The organism is Polaribacter sp. Asnod1-A03 (assembly GCF_045063585.1).
Classification (GTDB): Bacteria; Bacteroidota; Bacteroidia; order Flavobacteriales; family Flavobacteriaceae; genus Polaribacter.
The window spans coordinates 2,832,292-2,846,170 of sequence record NZ_JBEFOE010000009.1; the positions used below are offsets into that span (position 1 = coordinate 2,832,292).

The 13,879-nt window shown below is 31.2% G+C and carries 11 protein-coding genes; 1 reads left to right on the top strand and 10 read right to left on the bottom strand.

Features of this window, described 5'->3' with window-relative positions:
* Positions 1–7: 7 nt before the first annotated feature.
* From ACJJVY_RS12765 to ACJJVY_RS12785, 5 genes are all read right to left on the bottom strand, one after another.
* On the bottom strand, positions 8–3,202 hold the full coding sequence (locus tag ACJJVY_RS12765; RefSeq protein ID WP_405609289.1) for a SusC/RagA family TonB-linked outer membrane protein: 3,195 nt from the start codon (positions 3,200–3,202) through the stop codon (positions 8–10).
* 277 nt (positions 3,203–3,479) lie between these two features.
* Positions 3,480–4,535 (bottom strand): arsenosugar biosynthesis radical SAM (seleno)protein ArsS, encoded by a 1,056-nt coding sequence (gene arsS, locus ACJJVY_RS12770; protein WP_405609292.1) that lies wholly within the window; start codon positions 4,533–4,535, stop codon positions 3,480–3,482.
* Between the two features lie 134 nt (positions 4,536–4,669).
* Positions 4,670–5,005, bottom strand: a complete 336-nt coding sequence (locus ACJJVY_RS12775) for an arsenosugar biosynthesis-associated peroxidase-like protein (protein WP_405609295.1) — start codon at positions 5,003–5,005, stop codon at positions 4,670–4,672.
* 38 nt (positions 5,006–5,043) lie between these two features.
* Entirely contained in the window at positions 5,044–5,754 is a 711-nt protein-coding gene (locus ACJJVY_RS12780; RefSeq protein ID WP_405609298.1) for a DUF547 domain-containing protein, read from the bottom strand.
* Positions 5,755–5,815: 61 nt separating this feature from the next.
* On the bottom strand, positions 5,816–6,517 hold the full coding sequence (locus tag ACJJVY_RS12785; RefSeq protein WP_405609301.1) for a queuosine precursor transporter: 702 nt from the start codon (positions 6,515–6,517) through the stop codon (positions 5,816–5,818).
* Between the two features lie 208 nt (positions 6,518–6,725).
* Between ACJJVY_RS12785 and fabD the strand changes: the two genes are divergently transcribed.
* The gene (gene fabD / locus ACJJVY_RS12790; RefSeq protein WP_405609304.1) at positions 6,726–7,613 is read left to right on the top strand and encodes an ACP S-malonyltransferase; all 888 of its coding nucleotides are present in this window, start codon (positions 6,726–6,728) and stop codon (positions 7,611–7,613) included.
* Positions 7,614–7,701: 88 nt separating this feature from the next.
* On the opposite strand, the gene ACJJVY_RS12795 is transcribed toward fabD, so the two are convergent.
* The 5 genes from ACJJVY_RS12795 to ACJJVY_RS12815 all read right to left on the bottom strand — a co-directional run bounded on the left by ACJJVY_RS12795 (position 7,702) and on the right by ACJJVY_RS12815 (position 13,813).
* Entirely contained in the window at positions 7,702–8,154 is a 453-nt protein-coding gene (locus ACJJVY_RS12795) for a GNAT family N-acetyltransferase (RefSeq protein WP_405609307.1), read from the bottom strand.
* A gap of 78 nt (positions 8,155–8,232) precedes the next feature.
* Positions 8,233–11,067 carry a M16 family metallopeptidase gene (locus ACJJVY_RS12800; protein WP_405609310.1) on the bottom strand — a complete coding sequence of 945 codons (2,835 nt, stop codon included), beginning with the start codon at positions 11,065–11,067 and terminating at the stop codon, positions 8,233–8,235.
* A 116-nt stretch (positions 11,068–11,183) separates the two neighbouring features.
* Positions 11,184–11,378, bottom strand: coding sequence for a hypothetical protein (locus ACJJVY_RS12805; RefSeq protein WP_405609313.1), 195 nt, complete (start codon positions 11,376–11,378; stop codon positions 11,184–11,186).
* A gap of 292 nt (positions 11,379–11,670) precedes the next feature.
* Positions 11,671–12,678, bottom strand: a complete 1,008-nt coding sequence (gene galE, locus ACJJVY_RS12810; RefSeq protein WP_405609316.1) for a UDP-glucose 4-epimerase GalE — start codon at positions 12,676–12,678, stop codon at positions 11,671–11,673.
* A gap of 7 nt (positions 12,679–12,685) precedes the next feature.
* Complete coding sequence (locus ACJJVY_RS12815) at positions 12,686–13,813, bottom strand: DegT/DnrJ/EryC1/StrS family aminotransferase (protein ID WP_405609319.1); 1,128 nt, start codon at positions 13,811–13,813, stop codon at positions 12,686–12,688.
* Positions 13,814–13,879: the final 66 nt, after the last annotated feature.

Here is a 13,879-nt window from a genome sequence, read left to right on the forward strand (position 1 = left end):
TCTTTTTTTAAAAATCGAAACTAACTTTAAAACCCAAACTTCTACTTGTAGCATAACTCATATCTTCTACACCGCTTACAAAACCGTTTCCTTGCACAGATAATTGTTCCGGATCAAAGTGTGGGTTTTCTGTAATTACAAACAAGTTGTTTCCGATAAAAGAAAAGTTCATGGTTGAGGGATCTTTTAATCCTAAGAAACCTTCATCTAACTCTAAAGTATAACCAATAGAAAACTGACGTAATTTTAAATAAGAAGCATCATATACATTGTTTTCTTCGTGATTTCTGTCGTAATATTGTCTGTAATAACTCTCTGCAGTAATGGCAACCGTATTTTGTGCTCCAGTATTTACATTTACTCCATCTGCAATAATTCCTTCGGTTGGTCTGTATAAAGTTTCTGCTAATTGTCCGCCAACGTTTCCTAAAGCACGAGTTCTAGATACAATTTCGCCACCTTGTCTCCAATCAAATAAGAAACTCGCATTCCAGTTTTTGTAAGAGAAACTATTATTCCATCCTAAGGTGAAATGAGGATTGTAATTTCCAATTTTAATCAATTCATCACTGGCAATATAATTACCAGTATCATCAATTAAAAACTGACCGCTTTCATTTTTTTGATAACCGGTTCCGTAAATATCACCAACTTGTCCGCCTTCTTCTGCCTGAAACCAAACCGTTTGGTTAGCACTGTCATAAATTCTACTATAAGCTAAAGTTAATCTACCTTCTTCTTGTGGTAAATCTTTTATTACAGATTTGTTAGAGGCAAAATTAAATGTTGTATTCCATTTAAAGTTTTCAGTTCTAATTGGTGTTCCTCCTAAAATAATTTCGAAACCTTTGGTATTTACTTTTCCTCCATTAATTACTTGTTGATTGTATCCTGAAGAAATGGCAATTGGTAACGAAATAATTTGATCTACTGTGGTTGCATTGTAATAGGTAAAGTCTACATTTAATCGATCTTTAAAGAAACGGACATCTGCACCAATTTCATAAGAGGTAGTAGATTCTGGTTTTAAGTTGGCATTTGGGATAAAATCTTGGTTGCTAAATGTAGGTTGACTGTTGTAAGTTGTTTGCGATACAAAAGCACCTGAAGTTTGATATGGATCTGTATCATTACCAACTTGAGCAACACTGGCTCTTAACTTTGCAAAAGAAAATACTTCTGGTAATTCTGTATAATTTGATAAAATAAAACTTGTAGAAAGTGATGGGTAAAAGAACGATGTTCCGTCTACAGAAAAAGGAGTTGCTAAAGAGCTAGACCAATCGTTTCTACCGGTAATATCTAAATATAAATAGTTTTTGTAACCAAATTTTGCAATTCCGTATAAAGAGTTAATTCGTTTTTTAGAATCGAACTGAAAAGCCTCAATAGGAGAAGCAGCATTGTTTAAACTAAAAATACCTGGTTGTGCTAAACTAGTAGTTTGCAATTGTTTTGTAGAAGCAGTTTGGTCTAATCTGTTTCCTCCAAAAGAAACATCAAAAGTAACATCTCCAAATTCTTTGTTGTAATTTACTAAGAAATCTGTGTTTACTTCTCTGTAAAAAACATCGTGTTCTGCATAGGCTCCGTTACTAAATCGGTTAGAACTAAAATTACGTTTAAACTTTCTTTTTTCTGATGAATAATCCATTCCAGAACGTAACGTAATACTTAAGTTTTCTGTAAATTGATGGTTGATGGCAACATTACCATATACACGATCTCTATTAAAAGAATTGGTGTTTTCGTAAAGTGTAAAAAACGGATTGTCAAAATAAGTATAATTAAAAGAATACTGTTGTACGCCTTCTAAACCAGGTTGCCAATAATCTCTTAAACTATCAATATTTAAAGATCTTGGTCCCCAAGCAACCAAAGCATAATTGGCATTTTCACTTCCGTAACCATTAGACGGCCTGTTATCACTACCAGAATTTACATAATTGATAGAAGCCGTAATTTTTGTTTTTTCAATTGGATTGAAATTCAATTTAAAAGCAGCTGTTTTTCTGTCTAAATTTACACCCGGAATTATAGATTCGCTATCTAAATTGGTTAAAGACAAGCGGTAAGAACCTCTATCAAAACTATCAGTAATAGAAATGTTATTGATAGTTGTAATACCTGTTCTGTAAAAATCTTTTAAATTATCTGGGTTAGATTTAAATAAAGTAGGTGTAATAGATAAACCACTGTATAAAGAAGTATCTCCACCACGAACTACCGTTCCGTCTGGCAAAGTTACAGGACTATCAAACTGAGCAATATAATTATCGTCATCTAATTTTGGTCCCCAAGAATAAGAAATTAAATCGTTGGTTCCGCTACCCAAACCATCTACGAATTTAAAATTACCTGCGTTTCCTTGTCCGTATTCATTTTGAAATTCTGGCAAACGAAAAGCATTGTCAAAAGTAATTGAAGAGTTAATGCTAATTCCTAATCCTTTTTTCTTGTCTCCGTCTTTGGTTTTAATAACAATCACTCCGTTAGAAGCTCTTGTTCCGTACAAAGCGGCAGCACTTGGCCCTTTTAAAACAGTTACCGAAGCAATATCATCTGCATTTACTTCCATACCACCGTTACCAAAATCTATTTCTTGAAAACCAGCTGCTGCCTCGTTACTAAAATTAAAAACGGTGTTGTTGTTAATTGGAGTTCCGTCTACTACAAAAAGTGGATTGTTGTTAGAAAAAGAAGCCTCACCACGAATGGTTATTTTTGATGAAGAACCCACCCCAGTTGCACCTTGAGAAATTGAAACTCCAGCTAGTTTACCTGATAAATTGTCTAAGAAATTAGGTGTTTTTACTTCTGTTAAGTCTTTTGATTTTATTTCTTGTACTACGTAACCCAATTCTTTGGTTTGCCTATTTACACCCAAAGCAGTTACTACAACTTCATTTAAACTGGTTGCCTCTTCTGCAAGTTGAATATTAATTATTGTTTGATTATTAATAGCTACTCTTTGAGTTTGGTAGCCTAGATAAGTAAAAGTAAGAAATTTGTTTTTTGAGGATACAATTATGGAGTAGGTTCCATTAATGTCGGAAGTTGTTCCGTTTTTGGTTGTAGAAGAGATACTGACGTATGGTAGTTTTTCTCCTGTTTTTTTGTCAGTTATTGTACCCGTAATTTTAGTTTGCGAAATGCTAATGCCAGTAAAGAGCAAGAACATCCACATGAAAAGTTTTTTCATTCAGTATGGTTTTTGTCTAAAAAGTTTGGTTTGTATTGATGATAAAATCAACATGTGTACAAAGTACAAAAAAATAGAGGAAATATTGGTAAAAATTATTGTAAAAATGAGTTTTTGAGAAAATCAATAATTTTTTAATAAAAATATACTATTTAATTTGTGAATAATATAATTTATTGAAAATTAAAAAAAGATTATAAAAAAGTATTTATTAGTGTGAATTTATACTTTTTTATAATCCTTATTTTTTAAAAGTTTAATGTCTTTTTTTACTGTTTTATGCGACTACACCTTGACAACTACTTCCAGCGCCAGCAGTACAACCATAACAATGTTGATTGATAATAATATTTCTGTTTTGTAATAAGTCTTCGTTGTATTCAGAAATGTGTTTTACTTTAGAGTTAACTTTTAAATTTAACATCTGATTAAAATCACAATCATACAACCAACCGTCCCAACTTATAGAAAGTGTGTTTGTACACATTACGTTTTCTACCGCAATAGGGTTGTATGCTTCTACTAAAGAATACATGTAATCTTCGTAATTTTCTGAGGCAATTAAGTAATCTAAAAAACGACTGATTGGCAAGTTTGTAATGGCAAATAAACTGTGAAAATCAATGTCAAAATCTGATTTTAAAGCTTTTTTAAAATCGTTTTCTAAAGCCATTTGATCTCCTGGTAAAAATGCACCTGAAGGATTGTATACCAAATCTAACTTTAAGTCAGAATTTTCTAAACCATAGCCCACAGCATTTAGTTCTTGTAAAGCTTTTATCGATTTATCAAAAACACCATTTCCACGTTGTTTATCCGTTTTTCCACGCGTCCAATGTGGCATTGAGGAAATAACGTGTACGTTGTGTTTTTTAAAAAAATCAGGTAAATCATAATATTTTTTATTGGCTCTAATAATGGTTAAGTTAGAACGAACAATAAAATCTTTAATTCCGGCTTTAGAAGCTTCTTCTACAAACCACCTAAAATTAGGATTCATTTCTGGCGCGCCACCTGTTAAATCTAAAGTATGTGCTCCTGTATTTTTTATGACTTCTAAACATTGCTGCATAGTTTCTACAGTCATAATTTCTTTTCTGTCTGGGCCTGCGTCTACGTGGCAATGTTCGCAAACTTGGTTACACATGTAACCTAAATTAATTTGCAAAATTTCTAATTTCTTAGGACGCAAAGGAAACTGATTTGTTTCTTTAATTTTTTCAGCAAAAGTTGGTAATTCTCCGTCTGCAAAAATTCCGTTTGATAGAATTTCCATTTGACGAGAGGTGTTTGCAATATCGTTATTTCTTGCTTTTAAAGATTTTGTAGCCATATATGCTAAACTTGTTTCAGTATTTATTTTAATTTCTTTGTATTATTTACGAAAAAAAGTATGGTTTGGTTTTTTATTAATCAAAAAGTAACTTCTTCTTTTTAGAAGAATAAACAAGTAAGATAATTATCTACTTACATTTCTAATTTATTAACTTTATTCATCATTTGAACACTGTGTACCAAGGTTGCGCCACTTTTAATAGCAGCACCAACGTGCACAGCTTCCATCATTTCTTCTTTTGTAATACCACGTTGTAAGCCGTCTTTAGTGTAAGCGTCTATACAATACGGGCATTGTTCTGTATGTGCAACTGCCAAAGCAATTAAGCTTTTTTCGCGAGCAGTTAATGCGCCTTCTTCAAATACTTTACCATAATAATCAAAAAATTTGTTACCTAATTCTTCGTTCCATTCTGTTATTTTTCCGAATTTTCTTAAATCGGTAGCATCGTAATATGTTTTAGACATTTTTTGTTATTTTAGATTAAAACGGAAAGATAAAGAAATTATTTACCGTTTAAAGTCCAATCGTATTTTAGATAACTGATTTTAGCTTTTGGACCAATTTTAGTTTCTGAATACTGATTTAAAAAGTCGATGACAGTTCCGTTTTTTGTAAAATGAACTTTAAACCAATCGAAGATTGAAGATATTTGAATTTTCTTTTCTGATATTTTATTTCTAGAAGTATCGTTTACAAATAAGGTCATTAAGCGTGTTAATTCTGTATCGATGTTATTTTCTGTAAAAGCAAAATTTGCCAATTTAGGGCAAGAACCAGAAGCACAATTTACACCAACATGAATTCTTGGGTCAAAAAAGTTTTTAAATAAAACTTCATGCTCAATTTGATCTAAAGTATAAGTTTTGCCAGCAACTTTTGCAAATGGAGTTTTCCAAGCAGTTTTGCCATTTATATTAATATCTGTAATACTTTTTAAAGGATAATTGTCTAAAATTATTTTGATGGTATATGCATTGTAAGCATTAATCCAAAAAGCTTTTTTTTTGTTAGTAGACCAAGAATTATCTGGTAAAGTGTTTTCTAAATAAGCTAAAAATTCATCTAGTTTTGCTTCGTCTTTTTGTAACGATTTATAATCAACTACTCCGTCTTTGGTAACGTGTTTTTGTAGTAAATCGTTAAATATTGAGGTTTGTGCATTTACATTTGATAAAGTGAAAACAGCAACAAATAATAAAAGTATTTTCTTCATTTTTTATAATTTCTGATTTTTTAGACGAAACCTTTTTCGATTGATTACAAAAAATGAGAAATTAATCTGTTAATTCTTCTCCTGCTTTTAAATTGAATCTTTTTTTGAAAGCAAAAACAATTAAATAAAGAATAGGCGTGTCTAAAGCAGCAATAATTACTTTAAAAATGACACCACTTATTAAAAGGCCTAAAAATTTGTTCCATTCTATAATATTAAAAGAACACAACAATACTAAAACGGTAAGTGTGTCTATAAATTGAGAAGAAAAAGTAGAAAAGTTATTACGCAACCAAAGATGTTTTCCTTTGGTATAATTCTTCCAAAAATGATAGACTCTAATATCTATAAATTGTGCAAATAAATAGGCTAGCATAGAGGCAAAAACAGCTAACGGAGCTGAGCCAAAAACGTTAAGAAAAGTATCGTCTTGTACTTGAGACCAAGAAGTTGCTGGCACTTCTTTAGAAATGTATATAATTAATAAAGAGAAAAACGAAGCAAAAATACCGGCAATAACCACATCATTTGCTTTTTTCTTTCCGTAGATTTCTGATAAAATATCGGTGATTAAAAATGTAATTGGGTAAGGCAGTAAACCTACAGAAACTTCGAATAGTTTAACATCAAAAATTTCGATATGAAAAGGATACCAATAAAAAAACTTCTGAAAAATTAAGTTAGAGGTAACCAAAGAAGCTATAAACAATGCTGCTAAAATTAAATAAATTCTGTTAGCAAGTAGTTTGTTTTTTAATTCCATAAAGCGAAATTAGTAAATATTCTATTAGTGATAAAAAGCAATGTATTAATTGATAGGTTTAGCCCTGATTGAAGCATTTATTTGAGCTCTTTTTTATTCTTTTTCTGAATAAAAAAAGCGAGTGCTGAAAGCAGGAAATAGCTTCCAATAAAAAATAGTATTTTTGCCGAGATTTAAACGAATAAAAAGTTACAAAAATATAGATTATATGAAAGCATATATTTTTCCAGGTCAAGGAGCACAATTTACAGGAATGGGATTGGATTTATACGAAAAGTCTGCATTAGCGCAAGAATACTTTGAAAAAGCAAACAAGATTTTAGGTTTTTCTATAACAGATATTATGTTTGAAGGAACTGCAGAACAGTTAAAAGAAACAAAGGTTACGCAACCTGCAATTTTTTTACATTCTGTAATTTTAGCAAAAGTATTAGGAGATTCTTTTCAACCAGAAATGGTTGCAGGACACTCTTTAGGAGAATTATCTGCTTTGGTTGCAAACGGAGTTTTATCTTTTGAAGACGGATTAACATTAGTTTCTAAACGTGCTCTGGCAATGCAAAAAGCATGTGAAGCTGCACCAAGTACAATGGCTGCCGTTTTAGGTTTAGCAGATGAAATTGTTGAAGAAACGTGTGCAGAAATTGATGGAGTAGTAGTGGCGGCAAATTATAATTGTCCGGGTCAATTAGTAATTTCAGGAGAAATTGAAGCTGTAGAAAAAGCCTGTGAAGTTTTAACAGAAAAAGGAGCAAGAAGAGCTTTATTATTACCAGTTGGTGGTGCATTTCATTCGCCAATGATGGAGCCTGCAAGAGAAGAGTTGGCTGCTGCAATAGAGGCAACTAAATTTAGTGAACCAACGTGTGCAGTGTATCAAAATGTAGTTGCAAAAGCAGTTACAAATCCTGATGAAATTAAAGAAAACTTAATAGCGCAATTAACAGCACCAGTAAAATGGACGCAATGTGTACAAGCTATGATTGCTGATGGAGGAACTGAATTTATTGAAGTTGGGCCAGGTAAAGTATTACAAGGTTTAATGCGTAAAATTGATAGATCTGTTGCCGCTTCTGGCGCTGCATTGGTGGAATAGATTTTAATGAAATATTTATATATTAAAAAACGAACTTGAAAAAGTTCGTTTTTTTGTGTTATAGTTTTTGATAAGAAATGGCTTGTTCTTAAAAATGTAATTTCATGCCTTCGTGCGTAGCTTTAAAACCTAAGTTTTCGTAAAATTTAATAGATCTCGGTCTTTCTTTATTAGAGGTTAATTGTACTAAGTGTGCATTTTTTTCTTTTGCTCTGTTGATTGCCCATTTAAATACTTTTTTTCCGATTCCGAGCCCTCTTTGATCTGCTCTAATAAAAACATTTTCTATCTGAGCTCTCATCCCGCCAAGGTAAGAAATGTATTGTATGTAAGATATTTGCAAAGTACCAATTACTTCTAGTTTTTCATTTTCTAAAACAATCAGTTCTTGGTTTTTATCTTCATTTATATTTTGAAAAGCTTTTACATATTCAATTGGTAATGGAGATTGAAATTTTTCTTTTTTTTTACCAAGTACATCGTCAGCCATCATTTTTACAATTGCAGTAAGGTCTTTTTCAGTTGCTTTTCTATAGTTCATTACTTGGGTATTTTGTAAAAGTAAAAGTCCTAATTTCAAATAAGAAATTAGGACTTTTTATCAATATTATTTAAAAGTTTAATTCTTAATTTTTTCTTGTCTTTTATTTAATAAAATTGGTTCTCCGTAACTTAATTCTTTCATTCTTTCTAGTTGTGTTTCTGCATCACCCACAACCAACCAAATCATTTTATTTGGGTTTACATATTTATTAGCCAATGCAGAAATTTGTTCTTTAGTCATGTTATTCACCGTATTTTCTTGGTCTTTTACATAGTCTGCACTCCAACCATAATCACTAATATTAGATAACATATTAAGTTTTGCTCTAGAAGTTTCAAAAGCTCTTGCGTTACTTTTAATTAAAAAGCTTTTGGTAGTTTCTAAATCTTTGTCAGAAAAAGTAGTAGGATATTCTTCTAAAATTTGCTTTACCAATTGTGCAGATTCTAAAGTTACGTTACTTCTTACTCCACTAGAAATCGTAAAAGCACCTTTTGCTTTTGTGCCAGAAAAACCAGATCGGATTCCGTAAGTATAGCCTTTTCCTTCTCTTAATTCTTGCGTTAAACGAGAAGCAAAACCACCACCGCCAAGAATATAATTCATTACAGAAGCTGCATAAAAATCTTTATCTGTAGCCGCTAATGCAGGTGCGCCAAATTGTAAAACAGATTGTTTTGCATTAGGAATATCATAAAAATAAACAACTGGTTTTGTTGGTGTATCTGGAGTTTTATAAACGGGTATTGTAACTTCTTTAGCAGTCCATTTTGTGTTTAATGATGCTAAAGAGGCTATCACTTTTTCTTCAGAAATATCACCGACAACCAACATTTTAGAAACAGAAGGAGAAATGTAATTGTTGTAATATGCTTTTAAATCGTCAATTGTTATTTTTTCTACAGATGCTAAAGTTCCTAAAATATTTTTAGAACGGATGTTGTCTTTTCTGTAAATTAGTTCATTGTAAGCATTTCTCGCTACAGAATTAGGATTTGCTTCTTGCTGACGTAAACTAGCAATGGTTGCTGTTTTTAGTAAGTCGAATTCGTTTTCATCAAATCTTGGTTCTAATAAAATTTCTTGAGCTAAAGATAAAGTTTTATCATAGTTTTTAGCTAAAGTCGTTCCGCTTAAAGTAATGTTTTCAGTATCAGAATATACATAAATAGAAGCGCCTAAATTCTGAATAGCTTCTTCTAATTCTTTTACTGTTTTGTTTTTGGTTCCTTTATTTAACAAATCTGCAGTTAAGTTTGCAACCCCCAATTTATCCATAGAATCCAATAGTTGTCCACCATCAATAGTAATGTTAAAACGAACCAAAGGAACTTCGTCATTTTCTATTCCAAATATTTTTAAACCATTTTCTAAACTACTTTTATAAACTTCTGGTACAGCTAAAGAAGGTGTTTCTCCGTAGGGAGGTTCTATACTTCTGTCAAAAGTAGAAGGCGTTTTCTCATAATTAGCAGCAATTTTAGGGTCGAATTTTTCTTCTGCGCCTGTTACAATTTGTTCTTCAACCACATCTGCTAAAACAGCACCTGTTAAAGCTAATTCAGAAGAGCTTTTAGGAACAAAACTAGTAGCAACATAGTTTTTATCTTTAATATATTTGTTATAAACACGCATTACATCTGCAGTGGTTACTGCCAGTGTATTATTAATATCTTGCGTTACAAAACCTGGATTTCCTGTATAAGTATTGTAAGATGCTAAACGAGTCCCTTTACCTAAAACACTAGATAAGCTGCTGTAAAAACGAGTTTCTTGTCCGGCTTTAATTCTGTTTAAATCTTTTTCAGAAATTCCTTCTGTCTCAAATTTTGTAAAAGCTTTTTCTATTCCGGCTTTTACATCATCTAATTTAACATTGTTAAAAGCTCTAATAGAAATTTGAGTTTCTCCTGCTAATTCAGAGCTTCTGCTAAACATTCCTGTACGAGAAGTCAATTTTAAATCATCAATTAAAACTTGATTAAAAGGTGCAGATTTTCCGTCAGTTAAGTATTGAGCTAAAACTTCTAATGCGTAAGAATCTGGATGATATTGTTCTACCGTTGGCCAAACCATTGTTAATTGCGGAACTCTGGCAAAATTATCTTCGTAATATAAAGACTTAATTTGGTCTACTTTTCCTGGTCTTTTATTTAAAGCAGGGATTTCTTCTCCTTTAGGGATTTCATCAAAATATTTATGTACCCATTTTGTAGCTTGTGCTATATCAATATCTCCAGATAACACTAAAGTAGCATTGTTTGGTACGTACCATTTCTTAAAAAATGTTTTAACATCGTCTAAAGTTGCGTTTTGTAAATCTTCTAAAGAACCAATAACTTGCCAATTATAAGGGTGATCTTTTGGGTATAAATTTTTACCAATTACATATTGATTATGGCCATAAGGAGAATTGTCTACTCGTTGCCTTTTTTCGTTTTTAACAACTTCTTTTTCTTTTGCTAAAACAGGGTCTGTAACTGTGTTTATAAACCAACCTAATTTGTCGGCTTCTGCCCAAATCATTTTTTCTAAACCATCTTTTGGTACCGTTTGTAAATAATTTGTTCTGTCTCTAGAAGTAGATCCGTTTGCGCCAGAACCTCCAATTCTTGCACTCATTTTATCCAATCCACCTTTGCCTAAATTTTCTGATTCTAAGAATAATAAATGCTCAAATAAGTGAGCAAAACCAGTTCTGCCTTCAATTTCTCTTGCAGAACCAACGTGTACCATTAATTCTACAGCCACCACGGGGTCTGACTTATCAACATGAAAAACAACATCTAAACCATTGTCTAGTTCTATTTTTTTGTAGTTGATACTAAGTTCTGGTGTTTTTTCTTTGGGTGAATCTTTACAACTTAAAAAAGAAGTTGTTATTAAAAATGCGAGTAATACTTTTTTCATTTGATTTGAGTTTGATTTTTTAAAAATACTCAAATTAATTAATGAGGTTAAATACTGATTGTTAAATTTAAATAAAAGGCAAAAAAAAACCTAAACTTAGTTTAGGTTTTTAGGTTTTATTTTGAAAGGAGACAATCCTCACAATCTTTGATTTCTCCGTAATAAGTTTCTCTATATTTGTGTACCGTTTCTATAGGAATAACATTGAATAATGTTTTTTTAATGTAAGTTACTTTAGTTTCTAAAGATCCCATTTTTGGTGTGTGACGTTGTTCTGAACGTGTTTTTCTTTTAATTTTAATCAGTTTCATGTTTTCTAGTATCATTAATAAATCGGCAACAAAGTTAGAGTGAATCTAAAGGGTTGTCAATTTATAACTGTTAAAACCCAAAATAAGGTTTAAGAAACATGAATATCAAAAACATTTTATGTTAGTTTTAATAATATGATACTTCAAGTAAGATATAATTGTCATATAAAAACTAAAAAAAGGATGAAATAGATTAAAAAGTAATAAAAATCACTCAAAAACAATGTCTTTTATATCAGTTTTGAGTGGTTTTTGATAAATATTGAACTTATAAAATAAAAAAAATAATTACTTATTGTTGTAATTGCCATTTCCAAGAAGAACCTAAAGCTTCTTCTAGTGTTTTTTCTGTTTTCCAATTTAATTCTTCGTTTGCAATTGTAGTATCCGCGTAAGCAGCTGTAATATCACCTTCTCTTCTTGCAACGATTTTGTAATTTAAAGATTTTCCAGAAGCTTTTTCAAAAGCTTTAATCACTTCTAAAACAGAACTACCTTTACCTGTACCTATATTAAAATACTCAAATCCTTTTTTATTATTCTTGTTGATTAACCTTTGTAAAGCAGCAATATGCGCTTTGGCTAAATCTACTACATGTATGTAATCTCTAACAGCTGTTCCGTCTGGAGTTTCATAATCATCTCCAAAAACAGATAATTCATCTCGCATACCAGCAGCAGTTTGTGTAATATATGGGATCAAATTTTGAGGGACACCTAAAGGCAGTTCTCCAATTTTTATAGTTGGATGCGCACCAATTGGATTAAAATATCTTAAAGCAATAATGTTTAAACCGTGAGCTTTGCTAGCATCATTTAAAATTTCTTCACCAATTTGTTTTGTGTTTCCATAAACAGATTCAGCAGCTTTAACAGGTGCTTTTTCTGTAATTGGTAACTCATCAGCTTGTCCGTATACAGTACAAGAAGAAGAAAATATAAAGTTATCTAACTTTCTATCTCTCATTTCTTGCAATAAATAGACTAAAGAACCTAAATTATTTTCGTAATAATCTAAAGGTTTGTGCATGCTTTCTCCCACAGCTTTAAAGGCCGCAAAATGAATAATTCCGTCTACTTTATTGTTTTCGAAAAAGTTTTTTACATCACTTTTAACTCTTAAATCAATTTGATGAAAGTCTGGTTTTGTACCAGTAATTTCTGTAATTTTATCTAAAACACTAATTGTTGTGTTAGATAGATCATCAATAATTACTACTTCAAAACCTGCATTTTGTAATTCTACAACTGTGTGAGAACCGATAAAACCTAATCCTCCGGTTACTAGTATTTTTTTCATGATTTTTTTAATTTACAAATTCTAAAATAGTTTTTGTAATAAATGTTAATTGCTCTTCATCTAATTCTGTATGCATTGGTAAAGAGATTACTGTTTTTATTAGCTCGTTTGTTACAGGGAAGTCACTTTCATTATAACGTGTATCTGCGTAAGCTTTTTGAGAATGTAATGCAACAGGATAATAAATAGCATTTGGTATTCCTTGGTCCAATAAATGCTTGTGTAATTCATCTCTTTTACCATTTGTAATTTGTAAGGTATATTGATGAAAAACATGTGTTGTGCTGTCTGCTGTTTTTGGTGTAATAATGTTTTTATTATCAGCAAAAGCATTAGAATAAAAATCAGCCGCAGCTCTTCTCGCATCGCAATAAGCATCTAATAAAGGTAATTTTGTTTTTAAAACTCCTGCTTGTATAGCATCTAAACGAGAGTTAACACCAACAACATCATGGTAATAACGCTTATACATTCCATGATTTACAATTCCTCTAATTATATGCGCTAAATCATCGTCATTTGTGAAAATAGCACCACCATCTCCATAACAACCTAAATTTTTAGAAGGGAAAAAAGAAGTTGTACCCACGTTTCCGATAGTTCCAGCTTTTTTAATTGTTCCGTCTTTAAAAGTATAATTAGCTCCAATTGCTTGGGCATTATCTTCAATCACAAAAAGATTATGTCGTTTGGCGATTTCTAAAACAGCTTCCATATTGGCAACTTGTCCGAATAAATGTACAGGAACAATTGCTTTTGTTTTAGGAGTAATTGATCTTTTTAAAGCTTCTATATCAATATTAAAAGTTTCTACATCTACATCAACCAAAACTGGAGTTAATTTTAATAAACCAATAACTTCTACGGTTGCCGCAAAAGTAAAATCTGCAGTAATAACTTCATCACCTTGTTCTAAGCCTAAACCCATCATTGCAATCTGCAAAGCATCTGTACCGTTGGCACAAGGTATTACGTGCTTTACGCTTAAATATTTTTCTAAATCTGCTTGAAACTCGTGTACTAAAGGTCCGTTTATATATGCAGAAGTATTTAAAACTTGTTCTATAGAGGTGTTTACCTCTTCTTTTATTTTTTGATATTGACTTTGCAAGTCAACCATTTGAATTTTTTTCATATAAAAAATTTTGCTTTTCAAAAATACGAACTTACTTTCATTTTCTTTGTAGTTATCCGTAAATAA

What these genes read in the sequence shown, in the direction of transcription:
- ACJJVY_RS12785 (WP_405609301.1), bottom strand. Translation starts at nt 6,517, where the DNA reads ATGGAATTAAAAAACAAACTACTTGCTAACAGAATTTATTTAATTTTA.
- ACJJVY_RS12800 (WP_405609310.1), bottom strand. Translation starts at nt 11,067, where the DNA reads ATGAAAAAAGTATTACTCGCATTTTTAATAACAACTTCTTTTTTAAGT.
- galE (WP_405609316.1), bottom strand. Translation starts at nt 12,678, where the DNA reads ATGAAAAAAATACTAGTAACCGGAGGATTAGGTTTTATCGGTTCTCAC.
- ACJJVY_RS12805 (WP_405609313.1), bottom strand. Translation starts at nt 11,378, where the DNA reads ATGAAACTGATTAAAATTAAAAGAAAAACACGTTCAGAACAACGTCAC.
- ACJJVY_RS12765 (WP_405609289.1), bottom strand. Translation starts at nt 3,202, where the DNA reads ATGAAAAAACTTTTCATGTGGATGTTCTTGCTCTTTACTGGCATTAGC.
- arsS (WP_405609292.1), bottom strand. Translation starts at nt 4,535, where the DNA reads ATGGCTACAAAATCTTTAAAAGCAAGAAATAACGATATTGCAAACACC.
- fabD (WP_405609304.1), top strand. Translation starts at nt 6,726, where the DNA reads ATGAAAGCATATATTTTTCCAGGTCAAGGAGCACAATTTACAGGAATG.
- ACJJVY_RS12795 (WP_405609307.1), bottom strand. Translation starts at nt 8,154, where the DNA reads ATGAACTATAGAAAAGCAACTGAAAAAGACCTTACTGCAATTGTAAAA.
- ACJJVY_RS12775 (WP_405609295.1), bottom strand. Translation starts at nt 5,005, where the DNA reads ATGTCTAAAACATATTACGATGCTACCGATTTAAGAAAATTCGGAAAA.
- ACJJVY_RS12815 (WP_405609319.1), bottom strand. Translation starts at nt 13,813, where the DNA reads ATGAAAAAAATTCAAATGGTTGACTTGCAAAGTCAATATCAAAAAATA.
- ACJJVY_RS12780 (WP_405609298.1), bottom strand. Translation starts at nt 5,754, where the DNA reads ATGAAGAAAATACTTTTATTATTTGTTGCTGTTTTCACTTTATCAAAT.